Origin of the sequence: Enterococcus sp. DIV1682a (assembly GCF_051711005.1) — a bacterium.
Classification (GTDB): Bacteria; Bacillota; Bacilli; order Lactobacillales; family Enterococcaceae; genus Enterococcus_B; species Enterococcus_B hirae.
Map to the genome: position 1 here is coordinate 2,534,934 of NZ_JBIOLT010000001.1, position 25,231 is coordinate 2,560,164.

Sequence of the window (25,231 nt, forward strand, 5' to 3'; positions counted from 1 at the left end):
CTTATTCCTCCTCGAATCCGATTGTCCGAATTTCATAAGGTCTAACGGTCGGAGCAATCGTTTGCTCAACTGTTTCTTCTAGCAGATTCAATAATTCCCCTTGTTTCCCATTTTTAGTGATTTGTAATGGTGAATCAAGACCGGACAGATTAAACCCACGCACCACTACTTTATCACTAAATTTACTTCGTTTCAAAGCAGTAATTGCAAACGTTTCCCCTTCGCAAGTTAAATAGCTGTTTTCAGCTGGCAAGGTTCCTGTTTGAATCGCCATTTGCGTGGTAGAAAAAGGAATCTGTGCGCTATAAGCATGATGGTAACTAGTAAATTTTTCTTCTGGCTGATGCACTTCGATACTGTAGTTAAAGCAATGTACCCCATGACATTGGGCTTCTGGTGTTGGAAAATATCCCCAATCTCCTAATTCCCCTACACAACGTAGTAAAGTCACCGCAATCACACTGTCATCGATTACTTCATATTCATTTAATCCATAATTGCCAACTGTTACTCCATAATCGTTTCCTTCTAAATGAACGAACGCCTGTTGATGCTGTGGATTTGTTGGATTTCCCCAACTACTTGATACATCATTGGGACGGGTAACCACTTCAAAAATACTATCAGCTTGATGTTGTTTCACATGTAACTTTGTTGGGAACAACACACGTAAGCGATGATCATCCATTTGATTATTCACTTTTGTTTCAAAGTCGATTTTTTTGCTGTCTTTTCTTAAAGTGATAACAGTTGTTACTTCTAACATACGCTTTTCTTTTGAACGACCTGCTTTACGGTGACGAAACTCAATGACCATCTGTTGTTCTTTTGCTAAACGTTCATCAGCAGCTACTGGAATCAATAATTCCTGGGTAACTTTTACTTGTGCTAATTCACTCGTATCAGTTACGACTTCTACGGTACTTTGATCATTTTCCTTTGATAAAATAGGTTGGTCATTTTCAGGCTGTTTGAAGATATATTCATTTCCAATATCCCCAACATCTTCGAATGTCAATAATTCATCTAGTTGTTTGCCCGTCGTTTTGTCTTTCAACGTCAAGGTGCCATTCGGTTGGATCTCTAGCCGAACTTGTTGATTTTCTAATACTCGTCCATCTTTTTGGATCATCGTCTCTTTTTCTTCTTTAGCTTTTCCTTCTATTAATACGTACGTGTTCCAAGAAAAAGCTGGCATTTCGCTCACTGGTAAAGTGACCGTGATTTTTCTCGCCATGTAAGGAATCCTAAACCGATCTTTGGGCAGATCATAATCAAACGTCACAAATGTTTCTGATAGTGATGCAGGGACTTCTTCACCATTGGATGTTTCTACATGATAGCTTTTTGGTGGTTGCTTTTCTAATTCTTCATATAATTTCTCAGGTGTTCCTTCTGCAAAACATTTTCTTTCTAACTCAATCGTTATTTCTGCTTCACCAGTCTTTGCTGATCCAGCCGTGTTCATAACTAAGAAAGGATAGCTTTTTGCTGGTAAGCTGCTAGTGTCGATCGCTTGGGCAAGTTGTTTGATCGCTTCTTCTGCTAAATACTTCCCTACTTCATCTGCTTTTTCAAAACGTGTCATCATTTCTCGATGGACAGAATCAACCGAACACCCGCAAATACTGTCATGTGGATGATTTTGCATCAACGTTTTCCACGCATAATCTAATTGATCATGGGGGTATTTACCAGTAACTTCATAAGCCATCGTTGCTAATGGCTCAGCGATATTTTCAATTTGTCTTTGAACTTTAGTATTCCATTGTTTTAAATAGACACGTGCTGAAGCAGTATTCGCTAACGTATACCAGCCATCTGTTTCCTGACTGGTCAACTCTCCCTCAACGGAACCAAGTTCTTCTGGCAAGTCCTTTTGCACCGCTGCAAGATAATCGACAAAATTGGAATGGATAAATTCATACTCTGGATATAATTCATTCGCTAATTTGATTGCTGCTGTTACATCCTTTTGAACCGGTTGATGATCCACTCCATTCATCATCAACAGATGATCGGTTGATGCGTATTGCTCTGCATCTGCCAGCTTTTGGTCCCAAAAGGCTCTTGCTTTCTCTTTTTCAGTCGGGATTTCATTTCCATTACTGTACCAATTGGCAAACAGTAACCCAAAGATTTCTGTGCTATCTGGTCCTTTCCACCACATTTCAGAATATTGAGAAGAATAATTTTCTGCTTCCAAGACTTGATTATCAAAGCCAATTGGTTTTACGCCTCGTCCAAAAGCAGCAGCTGAAAGTCCTGCTTGTTTCATCATTTGTGGTGTTTGCCCCATATTTCCAAAAGTATCCGGGAAATAACCGAGCATCACAGGCGTTCCCCACTTCTTACTTTCTTCCATTCCAATCAACATATTACGGACATTCGCTTCTGAACTGATCAAGAAATCATCTTGTAAAATATAAAAAGGACCGATCCTTAATTTCCCCGCGTCAATTGCTCGTTGCACCGCTTCTTTCTTTTCTGGACGTACTTGTAAATAATCATCTAAAATAATCGTTTGTCCATCTAAATGGAAACTATTGAAATCTGGATCGGTTTCAAATAATTCCAAAAGATCATCCATCAATTCGACTAAACGCATATGATGCTGTTCATAAGCCATGTACCATTCACGATCCCAATGACTGTGTGAAATGATATATACTTTCTTTTTCATTTTATTCCTCCTATTTCGCTACTCGAATATCAAAGTAATCCATCACTAATTCACAAAACATCATGTTCGCCCAAGAGAACCATTCTCTGGTGTAGTTGTTTGGATCATCGACATCAAACCCCTCGTGCATCAAATGTGTACCAGCATCTGTCGCAACTAATAAATCTAAAATCCGCTTTTTCTCTTCTTTATCTTCAGTGGTCATCCCTTCCATCGCTAATGCAATCGGCCAGATGTAATTTTCTGGAGTGTGAGATGATCCGATCCCTTTTGCATATTTCCCTTCATAGAAGTAAGGGTTTTCTTTACTTAGTAACGTTTTTCTTGTTGCCAAATATTGTTCATCTGTGGAAGAACAGTAACCTAAATACGGAGCAGCAATCAAATTAGGTACATTACTGTCATCCATAATAGAAGCGTTTCCTAATCCATCAACTTCATAAGCATAGATAGTTTCTCCTTGTTGGTTTTTAGTCAGCGCATAGTCTTCGATTCCTTTTTGGATATCTTCTTTTAAACGTTTGGCTTCTTCAAGGATTGCTTTACTACTTGTTTCTTCCGTGAGAATGTTCGTAAAGATTTCTTCAATATAACCCAGCACTACTACAGCAAACATATTTGAAGGAACGAGGTAGCCATATTGACACGCATCATCGCTTGGACGAAAACCAGACCAAGTCATTCCAGTTGGTGCAACTGTACTTCCACGCCCGTCGTTGACTAAGGTATCTTCTTTCCTCGTCGTATCTCTTTCGAAAGTATAAGGAGATTGATTGTGATCTTGTTCGGTTTTGAAGACATGTAAGGCTTTTTTGATTCCTTCAACAAACGAATCATTCAATTGGTCCGTTCGACCAGTGTTCTTATATAATAAGTAAGCTAATTGGATAGGATAACATAAGGAATCGATTTCATATTTACGCTCCCAGATCCAATCATTCATTTCAGTATGGTCACTTTGATGCCCCGCTCCATTTGCTTCTTCATTGAATGCGTTTGCGTATGGATCGATGTTGATATATTCAAATTGTTTTTTGACAAGCCCACTAATCATCGAAGCTAAGTCTTCATCTTCTTTTGCAATGACTAAATATGGACGGACTTGAGCGGTGGAGTCACGCAACCACATCGCTGGAATATCACCAGTTAATAAGAAAGTCGTCCCGTCTTCATGTCTTTTGACTGTCGTTAACAATGTATTAGCAAAGGCAGCAGAGAAATTCGTTGCCCAATCTGCATGCTCTTCCCCACATTTTGCAGTAATTTCATCTATAAACTGTTGAACTGACTTTGGTATATCTTTATATGCCATTTATTTTCCTCTTTTCTTTATTGATATATCATAAGAGGATTATACCTCGTCGTTTTACAATTGTCTACGCTTTCAAAATGAGATTTTTCTTATTTACTTTTAGTGGTTTTATGCTATGATCTTTATATGATATATCTTATAAGAAGGTGCTTTTATGAATCAACCACTATACCAACAAATCTTTCATGACTTACAACAAGCAATTGCTGATGGATCGTTACCTGTTGACAGCCAGGTACCTACCGAAAAGGAATTGTCCACCAAGTATCAAGTGAGTCGAATCACTTCTAAACGTGCATTAACTGAATTAGAACAATTAGGTCTGATTTATCGTGTCAGAGGAAAAGGCAGTTTTGTCAAAGCAACGACTAGTGATCTTAATAGAAACGATGTGATTAAAAATAGTCGCATCCTGTTCCTACTTCCCTTTTTATCTGACCTTTCTGTCGGAGATTTTACAAAAGGACTAAATCCAGTGATGCAAGAAAATCAGTTAGAGGTCATGATGACGACTGTTGATTTTCTGGCAAACAAAACGGCGAAGGAAATCATGCAAGAATTTGACGGAATGATTTATTATGCGTTTGCGACCGATCAACATCTGGATCTGCTCTTTGAATTATCATTGAAACAATTCCCAGTTGTTGTTTTAGATAAAAAAATCTATGAACTTCCTTTTCCAACTGTCCTTTCAGATAATTTCCAAGGTGGTTCTTTGGCTACGGCTCATTTGATTTCAAAAGGGCATAAAAAGATTGCCTATCTTTTTGGTGAACAGGCGCATCCACAATCTGTCCGACAACGATACTTGGGTTACCTGGAAGCTTTGGACAAAGCCAATTTGCCGTTTCATACAACTTTAGATGCAAAAGGCACTACGATTGAAACGTTACTGACCTACATCAATGAACATCAGGTCACTGCGTTTGTCTGCGAAAACGATCTGGTAGCTATTCAGACGATGAATCATTTAAAACAACAAGGCTATCGTATCCCAGATGATTTTTCGATCGTTGGATTCGATGATATCCAAGCAGCCGCTTTAGTTGATCCACCATTAACAACGATTGCTCAAGATTTCCACCAACTAGGAGAACTTGCAGGAAATGCTTTGATCACTTGGCTCAAAACAAATAACATTCCCGAAGATACGAGCCAACCAGTCTCATTTATTAAACGACACTCAACAAAGGAGATTTAACATGAACATTCAACATATTGATACTCGTCACGGTACAGCCAATCAAGCGAACTTCTCAAATGGGAACTGCCAGCCTTATACTGGTGTTCCTTTTGGGATGAATTACTTTGCCCCACAGACAACTGATCAAAAAGGTAGCTGGTGGTTCCATCCTGACGATCACACCTTCCAAGGCTACCGTTTGACTCATCAGCCAAGTCCATGGATGGGTGACTTCAGCTATTTTGTCTTCACTCCGATCAATGGGTTATTACCTGAGAATACCCTGTTCCATGCACAAAGTTCGTATCGTCCAGAAGAAAGCACATTCTGTCCAACTCATTTAACGATCAACCAATTACGTGATGGTATTCGCTCCACGTTGATCCCTAGCATGTACGGTGGTGTCCTAACCATTGATTACCACAAAAATGATAGCGGTTTACTTTTGTCATTTCCTGGTAAACATCAATTAGTTCTAAAAGATCCCTATACGATTGAAGGACAAGTCACTCATTTTGCAGGCGCCGAAGATCCTGATTTTACGTTCTATTTTGTCTTACATTTTGAACAGCCAATCCAATCAAAGGAATTGTCACAGTTAGCAGCCGATGACGCTGGGTCGGTTCCGATTTATTTTGGCGACGTAAAAAAACAAGTCATTCGTTTCGGTACTTCCTTCATCAGTTCTGAACAAGCTTCATTTAATCTAGAACAAGAGTTACATCAAACGCCTGATGACTATTTGCTGAATAGTTCACAACAATGGCAAAACTATTTTGACCGAATCAAAGTCGAGCATCATGATCCGCAACAGTTACGGACGTTTTACCACAATCTCTACCGTGTATTTTTATTCCCACAAACGTTCTATGAAATCGACTCGACCGGACAAAAAATCCATTATGATACCACTAGTCGAAGTGTAAAACCAGGCGTACTTTATACCAATAATGGTTTTTGGGATACTTATAAAACAGTGTATCCACTTTACTCTTTGATTGCTGTCGAAAAATATGAAGAGATGCTTGAAGGCTTTTTGAACAGCTATCGTGAAACTGGCTTTTTACCAAAATGGCTTTCGCCAGATGAGCGTGGACTCATGCCAGGAACATTGATTGATGCAGTGATCGCTGATGCCTCGGTTAAGGGAATCCGTAAAGATTTAATGGCTGAATTTCTCGAAGCAATGAAAAAAGGTGCTACGATCCAAAGTGAAAAACAAAATTACGGACGTCAAGGAACGACTGATTATCTAAAATATGGTTATGTACCAAATACTTACCACGAATCAATCAACCACACCCTTGATTACGCTTATAGTGACTTTTGTATCAGCCAAGTAGCCACCGGTTTGAATGAAGCGGCAACCGCACAACACTATCAAAAGCAATCTTTCAATTATCAAAATGTCTTTGATCCGGAAACCGGCTTCATGCGTTCCAAAGATCCCGAAGGAAGATTCCGTACTCCGTTTTCTTCCACACGTTGGGGTCAGGATTATGCAGAAGGTAGCGCTTGGCAAAGTAGTTTTGCTGTTTACCATGATTTTGCTGGTTTGATCAATGCTCACGGTGGACCAGATCAATTTGAAGAAAAACTGATTGAATTATGTAACCAAGCACCGACTTTTGAAGTTGGCGGTTATGGTTTTGAGATCCATGAAATGAGTGAAATGGCAGCGATCGAGTTTGGACAAGTTGCCATCTCCAATCAACCAAGCTTCCACTATCCTTATTTATTCAGTTATATTGGGAAACCCGAAATGGCACAACCATTGATCAAACAATTGCTGACACAAACATTCGATGATACCCCGACCGGTTATCCAGGAGATGAAGACAATGGGAGCATGGCAGGTTGGTATATCTTTAATAGTTTAGGCTTTTATCCTGTCACGCCAGGAACAGGTGAATATGTCATCGGGATGCCTTTAGTCGACAAAGCTGTGCTTACGTTGTCTAATGGTGAACATTTAACAATCGAAACAAGCCCTAATCACCCACAACAACAATTTATCCATGAGATCACAAGAAACGAAACTAGCTATCGCAAACTCTTCTTTACACATGAAGACTTGTTGACTGGTGGCACGATTGCTTATCAGTTGGGGATTGTTCCTCCTAATAAGACACGTTCAAAATCAGATCTACCTTACTCCTTATCGGAGGCGAATGTATAACTCTAATTTTTTCTGAAAACGAAGAATCAGTAGTCTAGTTTTCATTGGTGGGAATAAGCAGAAAAAGTGAGGTTTCAATCCTTTGTTGGATGTTAGGCAAGTATGTCCTACCTCCTACTGACAATAAAAAAACATCCTTTGAGAATAAGCATCTCTCAAAGGATGTTTTTTGTGATCGTTCTTACCCTTCATTAAAAATCTCATGACTGATTTCATTGACAGATTTAGCAACCAAGATTGCTGAATAGACATCTGAATGAACATTTAAGATCGTACGCAACATACCAACCAGCCATTCAACTCCTCCAAAAATTGCAATGCTTTCAATGGGTAAACCCATTTGTGGAACGATGATTGCTAATGATACAAGTCCAGCACCCGGTACCACAGCATTTGCCAACGAAACAAAGGTAGCGACAACTGCTAAATAAATCATCTTCGTTAAATCAAAATCTACTTGGTACATTTGAGCAATCGTCATTACTGTCACAGTCATGTGTAGTGCTGAACCATTACTATTTAATGACATCCCTAAAGGTAATACCAGATGAGTGATTCGTTTGCTTAATCCAAGTTTGTATTGTGCTTCTTCTAGTTCCACAGGCAAAGTGATCGCTGAAGAAGTGGTTGCTAAAGCCACTAGCGACATGTTTTTCATGTTACGAATGACTCGTAACGGGTTTAAATGGCAAAAAAGAGTAATGATCAACAGCCAAAAACCTAAAAACAAGATCGTGCCGACACTATAAACCAGTAAATACTTCAACAACGGTACAATCACTTGGATCCCTAGTTGACTAATACTTGACGTGACCAGTGCAAAAATCCCGATTGGAGCCAAGCGCATCACATAATTGATTACTGTAATAATTACTTCGTTAAAATCAATCACCAGTTGGAAAAGCTGTGATTCAGGGTGCTTTTGTAAATAATGATTTAACGCTAAGCCAAAAAATAGCGCAAAAACAATGAGCTGGATAATCGTTCCTTGTGCGAGTGACTCAAAAATATTTTTAGGTACAAAATTGATGAGCGTTTCTTGAAGCGAAATCTCTTGGACTTGAATTGTTTCGTGTGATTCTCTTAAGCTGATACCTTGTCCCGGATGAAAGAAAACAGCAATTACTATCCCCCAAGCAGCTGCTAAAAAGGAAGAAACTGCAAATGCAGCCATGGTCCTTGCTCCAATGCTTGTTAATTCTTTGAGCTGAATACCTCCGAGTGCTTGAATGATCTGTCCTAAAATCAATAAGGGGATTGCCATTTGCATCAGTCTTAAAAAGATTTCCCCAATTGGCTGCAATACAACGTTACTTTCAGGGAAAATAATTCCCACAATGATCCCAATGAATAAAGCTAGACTAATTTGCGTGATCATGGATAATTTTTTCATCGTCTTCTACCTCATTTGTCGAATCACTGGCATTATAGAACTCTCCTAGTAGCTCATTTCTCATTTACCTACTATCTATATCGTGTAATGAACTACAAATTCTCCTATTTATCTAAGAACAACCGATTCTTGATGTGACTTATCCTAAGAGCTACTTTAGAGCTATTTTAGAGCTACTGTCCCATCTGCGTTGAAAACACAAATAAGTATTTTTCAACCACGACAGACTTAGCTCAACTTCTCCCTTTTTATGATTCACTAGGTAACGTTTCTTCTTTTGCTAAAAATGCAAAGAGAAACAAACCAATGGCTAACAATACACAGGATAAGTAAAAGCCAACTTGCATTGATCCTGAAGTATCTGCTAGATACCCCGTTACATAAGGTGCTAGAATCGAGCCAGACATCCCGATGAAGTTGTATGCACTAAGGGACGTTCCTAATGCCGATTTAGGTGCATGCTTCGTTACGAAAGTTACCATAATAGGATCTAAGGCTAATTTGCCAGTCAATCCATACAAGATCAAGACCGAGATCAACAACGTTCGATTGGTGACAAAAGCAATCGCGAAGACTGAAAAAATTGCCAAAGGAACTAAAAGAAAAACTAATTTTTTTGTAGCACCGGTTTTATCATTGATCCGTGCAAAAAGGAGCGCTCCAGGAATCGATGCCCAAGGTACCAAAGAAGAAATAAAACCAACACTTGCTCCAGTAAAACCACGCTCAGCGATCAAAAACTGTGGTAACCAAGTAAGAATCACAAAATTGGCATAAATACTGGTAAAACAGAGAATGAACGCAGCCACTAAATTACGATTGCTAAAAATTTGTTTTAATGAAATTTTCTCTTTAGGACCTGTTTCTTCTTCTGGTTCTTCTCCTGGACGAATCACTTTTTCTTTTAAGACTGTATAGAACAAAAGCCCCACAATCAACGTGGGTAATGCCATAATAAAGAACGGTTTACTCCAAGATTCACCATTTTCTAATACTAATTTACTGGATAGCAGATAACCCCCAGAAGTACCAAAAGCCATGCCGCTGTTAATAATGGCATTTCCAATCGTTCGTTTACTTTTGGGGATTGCTTCAGTAGATAACGCAAATTGTGGTCCATAGTAAGCCCCTTGTCCAATTCCTGCGATCGCTCGAATAGTTAAAAACAATACGAAAGTAGTCGCTAAACCACTAAAATAAGTAGCTACAGCTAACAAAAGAAAACCAACCGTAATAATCATTTTTCGACCGATTTTGTCCCCGATTATCCCAAAAGGAATCTGTGCGATCGCATAAGTTAAGAAAAAAATACTATTTGCTAAACCTAGTTGAGTATTACTCAGACCAAACTGCTCACCAACCACTCCCATGATCGGATTGAAAATGGTTCGTGTTGCATACATGAGAATCCAACCGATGAAAAAAATAGCGACTACTTTGATCCAGTAGCTATTTCCTACCCTGACTGCTTGCTGTTGTTTGCTATTCTCCATGTCTCTTCCCTCACTTTTCGTTTTCTATTCCTTGTAAAGCTAATAACAGCCCAAAACATAAATCTTTGCCCGATGTGTGACCAATAGCCATCAATTTTGCGATCAATTGATCTAGTTTTCCATAGTCCGTTTGGGAAAGTGCGAAAATTAGTTGATAAAAGAAAGAATTGCTATAACCTTTCATAGAACTAATGATATAGGCCTTACTGACATCAGTTGTAGCTAATTCAGTCAGCTCAAGGGAACGCATCAAAGCGTCTCCTCGAGCATCTGAACAAATTGTCAACATGAGCAGGTAGGCGATTAAAATGTCATCACCACTTGGCGTTAATCCTTGTCCTCTTCCAATTAAATAGTGAATCAACTCCTGCCATTCTTCCGAACGCCAGTAATGATTTTTTTGACTCATTTTCTCAAAAAAATGACGAGTTCGATTATCAAGCGGAAGACCGATTTTATTTGTTAAGTGTTGTTCTTCTAACCTTGTTTTCAAGGTTACCTGTTGCGCTTTCGTCAACGTTAATTGGGTAAGATCCAAGGAAACGATCGTATAGGGGCTCAAATGAATTTTTTTGACGCCTGCTCGACTATAAATCAGCAATTCCTCTTCACTGATCCTTACTTGATTTCCTTGTTGGATAAATGGTAACAACTCCTGAAATAGGGAGTGAGGTAAATTAATACCAAAGCTAGAAAGATAATCATAGTAATCCGCTAGATTGATCAACTGTCCGCCAATCTCAATATTAAATGACCGATTAAAGACACTGTGGATTTTCCCGATTTTCCCAAACTGATGCAACGGAATCAAATAATCACTGATTTTACAATTTTCTCTAGTCAATGATAATCCCTAGTTTCTCAGCATAGGCTTCTAACGCTTTTTCAAAACAAGCAAGTGGGGCTCTAACTGTTCCTGCACCAATTTGACCGACTCCTGGATTTTTATGAGCGATTCCAGTATTGATGACAGGAGTGATTCCAGTTTCTACCACTTTTCGGATATCAATTCCTAAACAAGTCCCTTGAAAATCCCAAGTTGGAATAGAAAAAGTAGCATTATGGGTGGCGCAGATCTTAGCCATTTCATTAGAAGTGGCAAGTGCATCCGCAAACCCTCCAGCACCGACAAATCGTGTCACGCCAGGAGCTGCAACCATCGCCATTCCGCCAACCCCGACCGTTTCCGTGATGGCACTGTCACCAATATCAGGATTCCCGTCTGCTTCACTGAAACCTGTAAAGTACAGTCCTTTAGGGGTATTTACCGGTGCTTTATGCCATGTATCTCCTGTTTCCGCGATTCGGATACCAAAGTCAACCCCATTACGTGTCATGGTGGTTACAATTGTCCCTTTACTGCCTTGCCGTGCACCATCAACCATGGCTTTCCCTGTTGCCATCATGATATTCAAGAAAAATTGATCCGTGTCCGCCAAGAACTTGATGACTTCGTATTTTTGTTTTTCTGCAATAGTCGTTTGGATAATCAATGGTGCCAGCTCTTTCAAAAAGTTCAACGAGGCAGCAATATTGCGTTGATGAAATTCATCCCCCATCGTGATAGAACGTGCAATCAACACATTTAGATTCAACCCATTGTCGGTCAGCGCCAGCGCTTCAGCAATTGTTGGTCCTAATACCTCTTTGATCCAATCAAGGCGATCCACTACTTCTTGCGAATAGGCACCGAAACGAAGTACCTTGCCGATTCCTTCATTCAAAATACAAAATGCTCGATTTCCTGCTAATCGATTTTCTACAACAAAAACCGGCATATTACCAGAAGTGATTCCTCCCATCGGTCCAACAGCTTGTACATGATGGCAAGGAATGAAGCGGACTTCATTCGCTTCAAATAATTTTTTGGCCTCTTCTTCGTCTTCTGCCCAACGTTCAAAGAGGGCTGCTCCAAGACAAGCTCCTTTCATCGGACCGGTCATGCCTTCCCAAGTAATGGGCGGTCCAGCGTGGAGTAACGTTTTCTTTGCTGGCTCATTTAACTCTGGAATCACTGATTTTGCTGGTACTACATCAATCAAGAATGGTTGCGCATTTTTGATTTTTTCTGTTACTTGTTGATTTTCTTCTTCTATTTTTTCGTTGTATTCTTCTAAGCTATCCAAAAGTTTGATCATTTTTTGATTACCACTTGCTCTTGGTCGCCAATTAAATTGAACGGTTTGTCCACCATAAGCAAGGATCGATTCAGTAAAACTTGGCAGACCAACGTTTATGATTCTTGGTTTTGTCGTCAGTAATTCCATGACACGTTCACTCGGTTGAGGAACTTCTACCGTTCTCCCAGTATAAGGAAGTAGTTCTTTATCTACTTCAGATAACGTGACACCCTTTAATAGGAGAGCTAACTGAACAGCTTTCGCATTGCTTTCAGTCACAAATACTCCTGCCTCTTGCAACCGATCTACAGCTGATTGACGATCTTGCGGATCATTAGCCGTGCCACAAACTGTCGCCACAAAATAAAGCAATCGCCCTGCTTTTTCAGCCTGCATTTGTGCTTCTTGGATCGCTGGTAGTAGCGCACCAACCATGTCTTCATGCGCTCCGTAGCCCAAAACGACATCAAGTAAGATAACGCCCGTATCTTGTTCCGAAGCATATTCCTGAATCTTTTGAATCCGCACTTCGGGATCGATCATTGGATGAGGTTTTCCTTGAGTATAGCGATCATCGCCTAAGTCAATCACTTCATACCCTTGCGATTTTAAAACATAGCCTTCCGTTTTCACTAAGCCACCAAGATCCAACGCTTCAGAGATCAGCATTCCTGCCTCTGCAGCTAAAGTCCCCCCAGAATATAATCCTTTGACCACTTTTTCTTGTGGTAAAACTGGCACATCGGGTTTTTCTATTGATTGAAAGTAGTTTTTCTTGATTGCTTGCTCATTTGCTAAATCAACAGCGATTTGAGCAGTTTCTTCTAAGGTATGGGCTAAATAAACTTTTCCTTCATGGTTTGTTGGCTTTTCACCTAGGAAAATCGCAACAACCGGTTTTGTGATGCTCTGTAATAATTGTACGACTTCATCGCGCACAGCTTTTGCAGGTGGCTTGGAAATGACACAGATCACATCGGTAGGTTCATGATGTTCCAAAGCAATAATGGCATCTTTAACGGTAGTTGCTCCGACTTTGTCACTGAGATCTCGCCCCCCCGTACCGATGGCATGGACCACGCCGCCACCTAGTCGATCAATGATCGTCGTCACTTCTTGGATGCCGGTGCCAGATGCGCCTACGACTCCAATATTTCCAGGTGCGACCACATTGGTAAAAGCAATGGGAATGCCAGAAAGAATCCCCGTACCACAATCTGGTCCCATCATTAATAACCCTTTTTGATGCGCTAGTTTTTTCAAACGTACTTCATCTTCAATCGCAATATTATCTGTAAAAGAAAAAACGTGTAAATTATTTTTCAACGCACGTTCCATTTCTGCTGCCCCATATTCTCCTGGAATACTGAACAAAGCAACATTTGCCTCTGGTAAAAGATCCAATGCTTCTTGCCAAGAAGTCACTGTTTGGTTATCTTTCGTAGTACTTTTTGCAGACAAATCAGCTAAAAACGTGTCGACTAGCGGTAGTACTTGATCCATTATTTCTGGGTCTTCACTTGAAACCACGATCATCAGATCATTTGGAGAGGCAGTTTTTGCTTCATCTGTTAACAAATCGGTATTATTTAAAATATCTTTATTCGCATCTGTTCCCATCATGATTTGACTCATGACCACTTGTTCAAGTGAGTTGATTTTGTTTGTTAAAAGCATCAGATTGATTGAATCTTGGTAATTATTTTTTAAAATGACTGTGTTTAACATCCTTCTCCTCCTCTTTCTTTTGACACTATTATTGTAGGATATTAAGAAAGTGTTTTCATCGGACGTATTTCTAAAAAAATGCTATAATTTTTATCCATAAAGGGGAAAAAGGAGGAAACGATGAAACTAAAAGAGCTTTTGACACTAGGTGAATTAAAAAAAGGCGAGATCCTAACGAAAGACATTGGTTTAGACAATGAAGTAACAACAGCGATGATCTTAGAAGCGATCGATATTGAGAATTGGAGTAAAAAAAATCAATTGATTCTCACTTCTTTTTACGCTTTAAATGATTTAACGGAAGCAGAGTTAGAAGATTTTTTTGTTAAAATGTGCCAAATCGAAATCAGTGGGTTGATTTTAAAGACAGACCGTTTTATCAAAACGATTCCTGACCGATTTATCCATCTATGTTTCAAGTACCGTATTCCTTTGATCAAGATTAAGCAAGAGGTCAGTTATGAAAAAATCCTTTTGACGATTTATGAACCTTTGTTAAATACCCAGTCCCATATACTCCGAACGTATTATGAAGTTCGTCAACGTTTCAACCAATTAGAACGCCAGTCTTCCTCTATTGAAACGATTATGGAGGAATTTTATCGAATTATAAAATTACCCTTTTCATTAAAATTGATCGACAAAGGAATTGAAATCAGCGATGGGAAGATTCCTCGAGATGCAATTGTTTTAGCACGAGAAACTTTGCGCAACACTGATTTCACCAAAAATGATTATTCCTTGTTAACACTATATGCCCATACCAACCCTCAAAAACACTATGCGCTTGAAGTAGCGATTTTCAATAATTATTCAGCAAACTGTTTACTTTTAGTCTATCTTCCAGATGATGTCGTCAAAGAAACTGATTTAGTGATTATCGAAAATGCAATTGATGCCCTCCAAGAAAAATTCAATACCGAAAGTCTCTTAAAAAAAGAACGTTACACCCGGTTGAACAATTTAGCAGATGCCATTTTACAAAATACGCCTAAAAATCCTGATGAATTAAATAGTTTACTTCATGAAGTCCATATGTTGTCAAAAGATTCTTATCAAACTATTGTATTTCCGACAAAAGATACCCAAACACAATTAATGAAAACCCGGATCATTTCACTACTGCGAACCTTAAAGAAAGAAGCAATCTTCTTTGATCAGCATCACTATTCGGCTGTCTTATATAATTTCGATCAGGCGGATGGACCGATCACAAAAGCTTATTTGCAACGGGTCGTCCAAGACTTTCTCTTAGAAAATCCCTACTTAACTTTTGCGATCAGTAGCTTGAAACCCAAACAAGGAATCAAAGAACTGTTATTTGAATGTCTTGATATTCTGAATTTCAATCGAGATTTTTACAATGGTCCGATTGTGACATTAGCAGATATCGGTATCTTCAAACATTTTATTCAAGAAGAACAACTTCAATCCATCGAAGAAAGTCTTCCTCAAAACTTAGTGGCACTCGCTCAAACAAACTTTGATCTCTTTGAAACCTTTTACTGTTTTTTACAAAATAATCGTAACTATAAACAAACTGCTGAAAAAATGTTTCTCCATTCTAAAACTATTCGCTATCGTTTGCATAAAGTAGAGCAATTGCTCGCCATTGATTTTAACAACGCTTTTCAGATGGCCAACTATGAAATCGGAGCTTATGTAATCAAAATGAGACAGCGCGCACTGGAAAAGAAAGAATAATTGATCAATGAAAATCTGGTTGGTCTTAGAAAAATATCACTTACTAAAAAAGCCTGAACTTTTAATCTCCTTCGAAAAAAGGAATTAAAAATTCAAGCTTTTTTTATTGAGATGATTTGTCTCACTATCAAAGGAGCAGACTCAGCCAAAAAATCAGCCGTTTCACTATCCTAAGAATTCAAACACATCTGCTCGATCATATAGTTTCAATACTTTCTCACATAAAAACTGAGTGAACAATGCTGCCGCAACTGGGACGACTAACCAGCTCAAAACAACAAGAGCCGGATTTAGACCTGCATCTAAAGAAGCTAAAGGACCAACTAAACCAACGATCCCAAAACCAGCCGAGGCAGGGGTTCCTGAAATAGACAACAAAGCAACTGGAATAGCTGTAATCACTGCACTGATCAGACAAGGAACGAGAATAACCGGTCTGCGAAACAGATTAGGCATCATCATCTTCATCGCTCCTAACGTAATGGCGATCGTCACTCCTGATTTATTGACTTTCCACGAGTTCACGATCAAAACGAAAGTCGTTGCTGCGACACCCATTGCTGCCGCTCCTGCTGAAACACCATCTAGTTGGATCGCCACTCCGATTGCTACAGTGGAAATCGGTGAAATGATCAAGAAGGCAAAAGAACAGCCAATCAAGATCGACATCAGTAATGGTTGTAGTGTCGTGAAATTATTGATGACCGTCCCGATGGCTGAGGTAATATCTGCCACATAAGGATAGAGATAAAACCCGATCACTCCTGCGCCGACACCAACAACGATCGGAGTCAACACAATCGCTACCGAACCAAATCGTTCACCAATCAGATAAATCAGCCCAACTGCGATAGAAGCAGTGATCATCGTATTGATGATATCGCCTGTACCAGCACCAACATACACACCTGTTTCACCAAGCTCAGGAGTAAACTTCACCACCCCTGACCCGACAAATGCAGCACCAGCCACCACCATCATCTTCATCGGTGCAAAACCAAATTGCAAAGCAATCAATCCACCGATAATCAACGGTGTCGCTAATTGGAAGATGACCGCCATTTGAGCAACAGCCATCGCAAAAGAAGAACCACTAAAGTATCTTAAAATCGCCCCTAATACTGCGTTAGGAATCAATCCGATGATAATCCCCGTTGCTGTACCAGCTAGTACTTTGTTCAGAAAAATCTTTGGTGACATGCTTTGTGTCTGTTCCATCAATTATCCCCCTTTATTTTACCTGCAAGCTATCTTCTTTCGCATGGATCAATTCTGTTAAGAAGTCACAATAAGGTGTTGCAATACCATATTTCTTCCCTTTTCTTGAAACCGCACCGTTGATGTAGTCGATTTCCGTCAAGCGGTGATTCTTGATCAAATCTTGATACATGGATGGATAATGTAATCCGATCGTTTCTGGATCGAAACAAGATTCACAATGAGCGATCACTTCTGGGATATCTAAGTGGATATTTTCAGCTTCTGCCACTGCCGCAAATTCACGAACAATCGTTTCCACCATCTTATGCGCAGTCGAAGTTTGACCTAACCCTGCCATGTTCACATCCAAAATCGTGCATAACCCATTCATCGTGCCATTCACACAAGCTTTACGGTAAATGGAATAATGGATGTTATCAGAGAATTTCGCATGTAAGCCTGATTCTGATAATTTTTCAGCTAGTGCTTTCGCTTGTTCTTCTTTGCCTTCTCCAAGATTTTGCAGCTCAATTGAACCACTTCCAAACAGTTTGACTTTTCCAGGTCCTTCTAAGCCCGCCGTCCACATGGTGTTACCAATATAAATGTTTGCCATTGGAACAAATTTTTCAATGATATCTTCATGTCCGATACCATTCAATAAGCATAATACTTCCGTTTCTTCTTTGATCAATGGACGGATATCTGTTAGCATTTTTTCTAATTGCATCGCTTTAGTAAATAAGATGATCAAATCTACCTGATCTTCTTCGCCTACTTCTGATTGAAGAACGACTGGTAACTTCTCAACTACTTCTTCGCCATTAAAATCTGCTTTTAACCCATGCTCTTTGATTTGTTGGACATGATCTGCCCAACCGTCGATCAATAGTACTTCGTTTCCACCTTGATGTAACATCAGACCGAAACGACTTCCCATCGCTCCAGCTCCTGCAATTGCAATTTTCATGTTTTATTCCTCCCTTTTGCCTTACATTATACCTATCTAAGATTTATTACACAATTTTATTCTATAGGTTGCCCTTCTTTTTCCACCACTTTACGTGAAATCAGCTTGCCTAAGAGAAAAACGGGCAATCCTAAACTTCTCCGTTCAATTGGAAGTTAGTAGAAATAGATTTCAAATTACTTCCTTCCATCACTGCAAGCACAAAAAAACAAAGTAACCAAAAATCACTAGAAAGCTTTTGGCTACTTTGGCAATGATCGATTAGCAGTGATCCCTAAGACAAAAGTGAGCGTTCCTCTCATACAAGAATAAAACCAACGCCCTCAACATTCACGGATCATTCTTCCGTTTCGACCAACATTTTCATTTTTAAGATGAATTCTGTAAAATTTTCTGCACCCGCTAACAATCGCACATTGATCGGATCAGAAACGATTTCGATAAACATTTCAAAAAAATCATTAAATTCTTTGGCTTCATCTTGTGAAATGGCAACTAAAGCTACGATTTGAACAGGATATTCGTCCCATTTGAGGGTTTCTTGCAAGGTCATAATCGAAAGGGCGCTTTTTTTCGCCTGTTGTTCCAGCGAGTGGGGTACTGCGATACCTGATGGGAAACTGGTCGATGACATCGCTTCTCGTTTTTCCATCCTCTGGGAAAATTCTTCCTCCACATACCCTGTCACTAACAATCGATCAAACAATTTTTCCCGAATCATTTTAGGTGTCTGATCGGTCGGATCAAATTGATTAAAATAGAGATCTTCAATAATAAACCGATCAATCAAATGAAACATCTGTTTTCGCCAATTACTTTTTCGCTTGGCAGTCACCCGTTTTTGGATCTTTGCAAAATCTTTGCGTGTCAAAATAGGATGGACATATACTGCGCCATTGATTTCAGTCACTCTGTCACGATCAGAAGAGACATACACATCATTTTCCTGTATGCTTACCTCGTGATGATCAACCGCCACGATCTCCACATCTTCCCCTAGCATACTACGAATATTTTGAACGTTTGTTTCTTCAAAATCATGGTAATTGTTGTGATCAACTAGCACTCGCAACTTTGGTCTTTTTTCTTTTTTGCTTTCTAAGTAAGCCCCGATGTGTAAAGCGATAAAAGAAATCTCATCCTCATTAAACCAAATCGCTAATTTTTCCTGTACCAACATCGACAAGTAAACCGCAATGTCATACGTTAACGGATAGGCTGTTTTAATATCTAAAAGGCTGCTATTCCGGGTGAACCGTTCATATTGAGAGCGATCATAAAGATTTTGCAGATGGATAGCTAATTTATTGAAAAAAGCTTCATCTTGTAAATCAATCAAATAGGTTTCTTTGACTTTCTCTAAAACTTCATTTAGTGTTTCGATCACTCGAGCTTCAACAATTTTGGACAAGGCTAGCTCTTTGCGATTCGTAAGATATTCATTTTGTAATCCAATAAAAAGTAAGGATAACTGCTTGACTTCAGCATCAGAAAAATGAATGTGATAAGTGTTCGAAAGAAGTTCAGTAATCTCCACACACAATTGAAATTCCGTTGCATCATTTCTTAATGGAAAGTCCTTCACGCTTTTCAAATCATTTCCTTGGCGGATCCGTTCAATACTAATCGCAAAATGAAGCACAATATTGTTCATCGAATAGCGATTGATTTTGATTTTGTGTGAAGCTAAGACATCATGGATGGTTTGCTCTAGATCAATAAGCGAAAGCGTGCCAATCATATCTTGGACATGATACTTTAGTTTTTCCTGGTAATCGCCTTCCTCATACAATAGCGAAATCATGTAACGCCTTTTATCACTTTCTGATCCTTCTAAATAAATTTGATTGGCTTTGATCGTTAATTTCAATTGTTTGGTTTGAATCTCGTTACGTAAAAGCTGGATGTCATTTTTTAACGTTGACTCAGAGAGAAACATCGTGTCTGCCAGATCATAGAGATCAATGCCATGATTGCTTTTTAACAACGTCAAAAACAACTGTGATTGCCGGTCATTCGTTGTTTGGATCACTTGCTTATCCTGGGTAGGTTGTTTGATCCGATACCCTTGATTACTAGAAATAATTTGTTGCTCTGTCTCATTGATCTTTGTGATTTGATTACGAATGGTTCGAGTCGTACAGTTACAAAATGTTGCTAGTTCCGTCGCAGTGACCCAATGCTGCTGTCGTTTTGCAAGATACGCGATAATCTCTCTTTGCCTTTTCGTTGCCACTTTCTATCTCCCCCACACATGTGTTGCTATCCATTGATTTGCCACACTATCTCAAAAAAAGGTGGATACGAAGATCCATGTCTCGCATCACACCTATTCTTTAAACTGGCGACTTTACAAATTTTCTCCATTCGATTCAATCACATTTTTGTACCAGTAAAAACTATCTTTTTTGATCCGATCACCACTACCTTTTCCTTCATTATCCAGATCCACATAGATAAATCCATAACGTTTTTCCATTTGAGCAGATGAACAGCTGATAATGTCAATCGGCCCCCAGGCACAATAAGCAATCACATTGACTCCATCATACATCGCACGTTTCATTTCTTCAATGTGACTAGCCAGATAATCGATCCGATAATCATCATGAATCTTGCCGTTTTCCAACTGGTCATACATTCCAAAGCCATTTTCTGCAATAATAATCGCTTTACCATAACGATCCCAATATTGCGAAAGTGAATGATACAACCCTTTAGGATCCACTGCCCACCCCCATGGATTAGCTTTCAAGTTCGGGTTAGGTGTCACCGATGCAGGGTTCAAATCGTTTTTCTTGGAGTCGACCATTTGCGAATAATAATAAGAAATAGCCAGATAATCCATCGTATTCGCTTGTAAAATGGCTTTGTCTTCTTCAGTGATCTCGAGATGGATATTATTTTCAGCAAAATAATTCAACGCATACTGAGGATATTCCCCTCGAAATTGCACATCTGTATAGAAATACTCCATCCGATTACGACGTAAAGCCAAAATAATATCATCTGGATCGCAAGAAAATGGATAGGCGGTGCAATCTGCAACCATCGTTCCGATTTGCATTTCAGGGTTGAGCTTTTTCCCATATTCATAGATTTTAGCACTGGCAACGAACTGATTATGGATCGCTTGATAACTAGCTTCTTCGTAATGATCCACCGTATCATAAGGTATAGCAGTTGAATTGAATGGTTCAAATTGGATCAAGTTGATCTGATTGATGACGATCCAGTACTTCACTTTATCTTTGTAACGATCTAAAATTGTTTTTCCATATTTTACAAATAGATCGATCACTTTCCGATTATGCCAACCACCGTAGTTTAAAGTAATGTCTACTGGTGTTTCATAATGAAGCATCGTAATAATCGGCTCCATCCCTAACTCATGGATTTTATCAATCAATGCATCATAATAAGCCAAACCCGCTTCATTCGGTTCCGTTTCATCGCCCGTAGGAAAAATCCTCGACCAATCAATCGACGTCCGAAATGTTTTAAAGCCCATCTCTGTTAATAGCGCTAAATCTTCAGGATAGGTATGATAAAAATCGATCCCATGGCGTTTAGGATAATAGCCTTGTTCATCTGTCATATTCGCCTTCAACTGAGCCAAAGACATTCCTTTATGTTGCTCTTCCGCAATTTCTGCATTTGTTTTATCCGCATGGAAAACATGTAAATCAGCGAGGCTGATGCCCTTACCATCAACTTGATACGCCCCTTCTGCTTGGTTGGCAGCAATCGCCCCTCCCCAAAGAAAATCTTTTGGCATTTTGTATTCTTTAAACATGAAATACCTCCTATTTAGTTAATTTTTTTGAAAAGTTCCGAAACAACCGCACCATATGTTCACCAATCAATATCTCACTTTGTGCTGTCATCAACGTATCTTGCGCATGACAGAACAACGTAGAATAGCGGATCTGCTCTCCTGAAGCTTCCATTTGTAACGTATCTGTTTGCAAGCCGTGAGCAATCACCACTTCTTTATGTGCCGATTGAATCAATTCTTCTGCTTCATCGAACGCCATTTCCTCCAGTGCATTCAGACCTTTTACCAGTAATTCACGAGCATTACCTGCATGAATCAAAATATTCATCGATAATTCGTTTAGGCTATCTGTTTCTTCCACAAACTGTTGTGACATACTACTACCTCCAATTATTGAGCCGTTGAAGCTTGCATTGCTTTTGCTTGCGCCGCTTCTTGTTCTTCAGCAATTTTTTCTTGTTTTAATAATGAACTATCATATGCTTTAAAAAATGGTAAGAAGATAAACCATGTAATAACAAAGATCAACAGACAGACGATGACCGCACGGAAATCTTGAGTGGCTAAATAAGATGTAAATGGATATGGCATGTACCACAACAAGAATGATTGACTAGGAATATTCACGAAGCCCATATTCATCACAACATAAGAAATCGTTGGTACGATCAGTGCGTTGATCCACATAGGAATCATCAAGTAAGGATTAAAAGCAATCGGTGCCCCAAAAACCAATGGTTCATTAATATTAAAGATCGAAGGGATAAAGACCGCTTTACCAATCGCTTTTAATTGTGCTGATTTACTTAGCAGCAACATCATCACAGACAAGGCCAAGGTAGTCCCCACACCACCCATTGATGAAAAAGCATAACAAGTTTCTTGAGTAGCAATGTTCATTGCTTGTCCACCATTTGCAACAGCCTCAGCATTAGCAGCTAATCCAGCCATATATACAGGATAGATAGCCGGCATCATCACCCAACCTGAAATACCGAACGTATATAAAAAGACTGGGATAAAAACGGATAAGACAAAACCTGGGTAAGATTGCACGATTTTTGCCAATGGACTGAATGCCCAAACGACCACTTCAAAGAAATCAACATTCATTTGTACCGTGATAAACCAACCAACGATCAAGATAAACGTAATCGGCAATAAACTATTAAACCACCCCACCACGAAATCAGGGATCGGTGTATCTTCATCGAAAAATGATCTTTTAGCAGCAAAATTCATCACACAGGCAACAAAAAGACCAGAAATAATCGCAAGAAACATGCCTGTAGCGCCAAACCGAGAAAGAATAAACGTAGCATTTCCTTCAGCAGATACTGTGGGAAATAGTAACATCATGAATAACACTAATCCGGTAGCACCTGAAATCAGTTTTTGTCCGCTGTTTCCCTTTTTTTCCATGAGATAATAAGGAATCAAAAAAGAAACAATCAAACCAAACATCCCAAAAGAAAAATTACTAATCATTGAAAAATCAGGTAAACCTGCAAAAAGATTTTTTAGCAGAGAAACCACTGTAACTAAAGAACCAACAAAAACTAACGGCAAAGCCGCCATGATCGAATCTTGGATCGCCGAGACCCAAGGATTCTTGACAATTTTATTTACTTTTGGCGCAAATTTGTTCGTCATGAAGTCCATAATTTTATTCATCATTCGTTAGCCCTCCATACTTAAAATCAGATCTAGTGCCTTATCTCCATTTAAAGTGCCATAGGTTGCTTGTGGAATGACTGCTACTTTCACGTTCTTTCCTTCAATTTGTGCTTTGAGGTCTGCCAACATATAAGATAAATGCGGACCAATCAACAGATAATTGATCTCATTGATCCGTTCATCCAATTGCGACTCACTAGCCGCTTTCACAGTTACTTCTTCCCCTCTTTTTTTCGCTGCTTTTCGAATAGCAGCCGCCATAAATCCACTAGAAGCACCAGAACCACAAATCAACAAAATATTTTTTGCCATCTTTACCATCTCCCCTTTTTTTCTTACACGTTTAGTTTAGCTACCAAGGTATGCGCTTTCAAACTTACTTTTTTCCTAGGTAGCGGAAATTAATTAACGTGAGGTTCTCTTTTAGCTATTATAGGGTATACTCCTCTTAGTTACTCCACCAGTTCTGTTGAAAAACGAATCCTGATAGTTAGGCTCATATCATCAGCTGGCTAACATTCCTGTGAATATCCCCGTACTTCACTAAAAAAGAAAAACATTCCCACAAAAAAAGAGAGCCGACCAGATTCATTCTGATCACGGCTCCCCCCTCTATGCCATTTTTTGATTTATGCTTTGTTATCAATAAATTCAGCATCCACTAATCATTCCTACCGTTACCTTAACCCAATGAAATCGGTTGGATATAATCTACCTGCCATTTTTGTTCTTTGTCTGAATAATTGAAATACCAGATCTGAGAAAAATATTGTCGCTGATGCTTGTACCCTGATAAGAGCAGGTTATTTTTTCGATCAATCGTATAATCATAGCAACTAAAATCAATTCGGATCGAGAAACTGTCTTCCTCTATTTGACGATAGTTCCCCAACTGTTGCAGTACGATTTTCTTAGTATGATTTTTAATACCTTCTGCTTGATTCTTTTGTAAGACTTGTTGATGCTCCAAAAATAATTTTTTCGTATAATAGCGCGAGGCTTTTTCCATTTTTTCATGTTCCCAAGCGTTTTGTATCGCAAAGAAGCTGGTTTCGATCTCTGAAAGCAATCTTTTCTTCGCTTTCTTTTTCCCCGGCATACGAGAAAATAGCTCTCTGGTCACATTGCGCTGTTCTTTCTTCCTTTTAAATAAAGCAAACGCCGCAAAACCACCAACAGACGCCCCCATTAATACATAGTCCTCGACGTCACCGTATGAACTCGTTCGATAATACCCTCGTGATCGTCCGATAATTGGCCGATCGTCATAAAAATGATGTCCTACTGAACTACCACCAAAACTTCCACCAGATCCACCGCTTCTCGTTGAGCCACCTCCATGTCCACCCGCTACTGCAAAGCCCTGTACTGGCAAAGCCAATAAAAAGAACAGACACAACAAACAAGCCAAATAATGTTTCTTCATGTTCCCCACCCCATTCATCTTCTGTTAGCAACAATCTAACGCTGAAATCTCTCATTGCTACACTTGCTCAAACGGCAATTTCAGAAGCTACGTTATCAGTCCATTTATTTCATACGTTACTTTACAATAAATTGACTAGCAATAACTTAGTTATGAAAAAAAATTAATAAACGAACAAATGAATGTTGAATCTGGAGTTTTGCTTGTTAAGTGTTAATCAATGCATTAAAAGCAAGACTGCTAGATAATGATCTATTCAAATTCTGTATTAACCATTGACTGGGTGAAAAAGAATGCTTATAAGCGTAGAATCTCTGTCGAATCTGAAAGATTGCCTTACCCAATAATCATTGATGAAATTCACCATGAACTAAATAAGAATAAA

The 25,231-nt window shown here is 39.1% G+C and carries 17 protein-coding genes; 3 read left to right on the forward strand and 14 right to left on the reverse strand.

Translation table 11 applies throughout. The features are described 5' to 3' along the window. Position 1 precedes the first annotated feature (1 nt). Both IGJ23_RS11615 and IGJ23_RS11620 read right to left on the reverse strand, forming a co-directional pair. Positions 2-2,683 carry an alpha-mannosidase gene (locus IGJ23_RS11615; RefSeq protein WP_438774987.1) on the reverse strand — a complete coding sequence of 894 codons (2,682 nt, stop codon included), beginning with the start codon at positions 2,681-2,683 and terminating at the stop codon, positions 2-4. Between the two features lie 10 nt (positions 2,684-2,693). Next, positions 2,694-3,995, reverse strand: coding sequence for a glycoside hydrolase family 125 protein (locus tag IGJ23_RS11620; RefSeq protein WP_438774988.1), 1,302 nt, complete (start codon positions 3,993-3,995; stop codon positions 2,694-2,696). Positions 3,996-4,149: 154 nt separating this feature from the next. Between IGJ23_RS11620 and IGJ23_RS11625 the strand changes: the two genes are divergently transcribed. Both IGJ23_RS11625 and IGJ23_RS11630 read left to right on the forward strand, forming a co-directional pair. Then, positions 4,150-5,196, forward strand: a complete 1,047-nt coding sequence (locus tag IGJ23_RS11625) for a GntR family transcriptional regulator (protein WP_010720919.1) — start codon at positions 4,150-4,152, stop codon at positions 5,194-5,196. Next, positions 5,144-7,357 (forward strand): GH92 family glycosyl hydrolase, encoded by a 2,214-nt coding sequence (locus IGJ23_RS11630; RefSeq protein ID WP_438775078.1) that lies wholly within the window; start codon positions 5,144-5,146, stop codon positions 7,355-7,357. Before IGJ23_RS11625 ends, IGJ23_RS11630 begins: the two co-directional genes overlap by 53 nt. A gap of 181 nt (positions 7,358-7,538) precedes the next feature. On the opposite strand, the gene IGJ23_RS11635 is transcribed toward IGJ23_RS11630, so the two are convergent. The 4 genes from IGJ23_RS11635 to fdrA all read right to left on the reverse strand — a co-directional run bounded on the left by IGJ23_RS11635 (position 7,539) and on the right by fdrA (position 14,091). Continuing rightward, positions 7,539-8,750 carry a dicarboxylate/amino acid:cation symporter gene (locus tag IGJ23_RS11635; RefSeq protein ID WP_240273652.1) on the reverse strand — a complete coding sequence of 404 codons (1,212 nt, stop codon included), beginning with the start codon at positions 8,748-8,750 and terminating at the stop codon, positions 7,539-7,541. 248 nt (positions 8,751-8,998) lie between these two features. Then, positions 8,999-10,243 carry an MFS transporter gene (locus IGJ23_RS11640; protein ID WP_438774989.1) on the reverse strand — a complete coding sequence of 415 codons (1,245 nt, stop codon included), beginning with the start codon at positions 10,241-10,243 and terminating at the stop codon, positions 8,999-9,001. Between the two features lie 10 nt (positions 10,244-10,253). Further along, positions 10,254-11,087 (reverse strand): DUF2877 domain-containing protein, encoded by an 834-nt coding sequence (locus tag IGJ23_RS11645; RefSeq protein WP_438774990.1) that lies wholly within the window; start codon positions 11,085-11,087, stop codon positions 10,254-10,256. Further along, positions 11,080-14,091: an acyl-CoA synthetase FdrA gene (fdrA, locus tag IGJ23_RS11650; RefSeq protein ID WP_438774991.1), complete on the reverse strand. Its 3,012-nt coding sequence runs from the start codon at positions 14,089-14,091 to the stop codon at positions 11,080-11,082. Before fdrA ends, IGJ23_RS11645 begins: the two co-directional genes overlap by 8 nt. 120 nt (positions 14,092-14,211) lie before the next feature. Here fdrA and IGJ23_RS11655 point away from each other — a divergent pair, with 120 nt between their 5' ends. Continuing rightward, positions 14,212-15,795, forward strand: coding sequence for a PucR family transcriptional regulator (locus tag IGJ23_RS11655; RefSeq protein WP_010720926.1), 1,584 nt, complete (start codon positions 14,212-14,214; stop codon positions 15,793-15,795). A 165-nt stretch (positions 15,796-15,960) separates the two neighbouring features. On the opposite strand, the gene IGJ23_RS11660 is transcribed toward IGJ23_RS11655, so the two are convergent. The 8 genes from IGJ23_RS11660 to IGJ23_RS11695 all read right to left on the reverse strand — a co-directional run bounded on the left by IGJ23_RS11660 (position 15,961) and on the right by IGJ23_RS11695 (position 24,846). Beyond that, positions 15,961-17,013 carry a PTS sugar transporter subunit IIC gene (locus tag IGJ23_RS11660; protein ID WP_010720927.1) on the reverse strand — a complete coding sequence of 351 codons (1,053 nt, stop codon included), beginning with the start codon at positions 17,011-17,013 and terminating at the stop codon, positions 15,961-15,963. 13 nt (positions 17,014-17,026) lie between these two features. Beyond that, positions 17,027-17,965, reverse strand: a complete 939-nt coding sequence (locus IGJ23_RS11665) for a 2-dehydropantoate 2-reductase (protein ID WP_010720928.1) — start codon at positions 17,963-17,965, stop codon at positions 17,027-17,029. Positions 17,966-18,302: 337 nt separating this feature from the next. Further along, positions 18,303-20,201 carry a BglG family transcription antiterminator gene (locus IGJ23_RS11670; RefSeq protein WP_438774992.1) on the reverse strand — a complete coding sequence of 633 codons (1,899 nt, stop codon included), beginning with the start codon at positions 20,199-20,201 and terminating at the stop codon, positions 18,303-18,305. 114 nt (positions 20,202-20,315) lie between these two features. Next, a complete protein-coding gene (locus IGJ23_RS11675) occupies positions 20,316-21,761 on the reverse strand; it encodes a glycoside hydrolase family 1 protein (RefSeq protein ID WP_438774993.1) in 1,446 nt (481 codons plus the stop codon). A gap of 10 nt (positions 21,762-21,771) precedes the next feature. Continuing rightward, positions 21,772-22,119 carry a PTS lactose/cellobiose transporter subunit IIA gene (locus tag IGJ23_RS11680; RefSeq protein ID WP_010720932.1) on the reverse strand — a complete coding sequence of 116 codons (348 nt, stop codon included), beginning with the start codon at positions 22,117-22,119 and terminating at the stop codon, positions 21,772-21,774. Positions 22,120-22,133: 14 nt separating this feature from the next. Next, the gene (locus tag IGJ23_RS11685; protein WP_218619969.1) at positions 22,134-23,417 is read right to left on the reverse strand and encodes a PTS sugar transporter subunit IIC; all 1,284 of its coding nucleotides are present in this window, start codon (positions 23,415-23,417) and stop codon (positions 22,134-22,136) included. Positions 23,418-23,423: 6 nt separating this feature from the next. After that, on the reverse strand, positions 23,424-23,741 hold the full coding sequence (locus tag IGJ23_RS11690; RefSeq protein ID WP_196763502.1) for a PTS sugar transporter subunit IIB: 318 nt from the start codon (positions 23,739-23,741) through the stop codon (positions 23,424-23,426). Positions 23,742-24,102: 361 nt separating this feature from the next. Then, complete coding sequence (locus IGJ23_RS11695) at positions 24,103-24,846, reverse strand: hypothetical protein (RefSeq protein WP_438774994.1); 744 nt, start codon at positions 24,844-24,846, stop codon at positions 24,103-24,105. Positions 24,847-25,231: the final 385 nt, after the last annotated feature.

Coding starts and splice junctions, on each gene's coding strand:
- IGJ23_RS11615 (WP_438774987.1), bottom strand. CDS start 2,683: ATGAAAAAGAAAGTATATATCATTTCACACAGTCATTGGGATCGTGAA.
- IGJ23_RS11620 (WP_438774988.1), bottom strand. CDS start 3,995: ATGGCATATAAAGATATACCAAAGTCAGTTCAACAGTTTATAGATGAA.
- IGJ23_RS11625 (WP_010720919.1), top strand. CDS start 4,150: ATGAATCAACCACTATACCAACAAATCTTTCATGACTTACAACAAGCA.
- IGJ23_RS11635 (WP_240273652.1), bottom strand. CDS start 8,750: ATGAAAAAATTATCCATGATCACGCAAATTAGTCTAGCTTTATTCATT.
- IGJ23_RS11640 (WP_438774989.1), bottom strand. CDS start 10,243: ATGGAGAATAGCAAACAACAGCAAGCAGTCAGGGTAGGAAATAGCTAC.
- fdrA (WP_438774991.1), bottom strand. CDS start 14,091: ATGTTAAACACAGTCATTTTAAAAAATAATTACCAAGATTCAATCAAT.
- IGJ23_RS11655 (WP_010720926.1), top strand. CDS start 14,212: ATGAAACTAAAAGAGCTTTTGACACTAGGTGAATTAAAAAAAGGCGAG.
- IGJ23_RS11660 (WP_010720927.1), bottom strand. CDS start 17,013: ATGGAACAGACACAAAGCATGTCACCAAAGATTTTTCTGAACAAAGTA.
- IGJ23_RS11665 (WP_010720928.1), bottom strand. CDS start 17,965: ATGAAAATTGCAATTGCAGGAGCTGGAGCGATGGGAAGTCGTTTCGGT.
- IGJ23_RS11675 (WP_438774993.1), bottom strand. CDS start 21,761: ATGTTTAAAGAATACAAAATGCCAAAAGATTTTCTTTGGGGAGGGGCG.
- IGJ23_RS11680 (WP_010720932.1), bottom strand. CDS start 22,119: ATGTCACAACAGTTTGTGGAAGAAACAGATAGCCTAAACGAATTATCG.
- IGJ23_RS11685 (WP_218619969.1), bottom strand. CDS start 23,417: ATGAATAAAATTATGGACTTCATGACGAACAAATTTGCGCCAAAAGTA.
- IGJ23_RS11690 (WP_196763502.1), bottom strand. CDS start 23,741: ATGGTAAAGATGGCAAAAAATATTTTGTTGATTTGTGGTTCTGGTGCT.
- IGJ23_RS11695 (WP_438774994.1), bottom strand. CDS start 24,846: ATGAAGAAACATTATTTGGCTTGTTTGTTGTGTCTGTTCTTTTTATTG.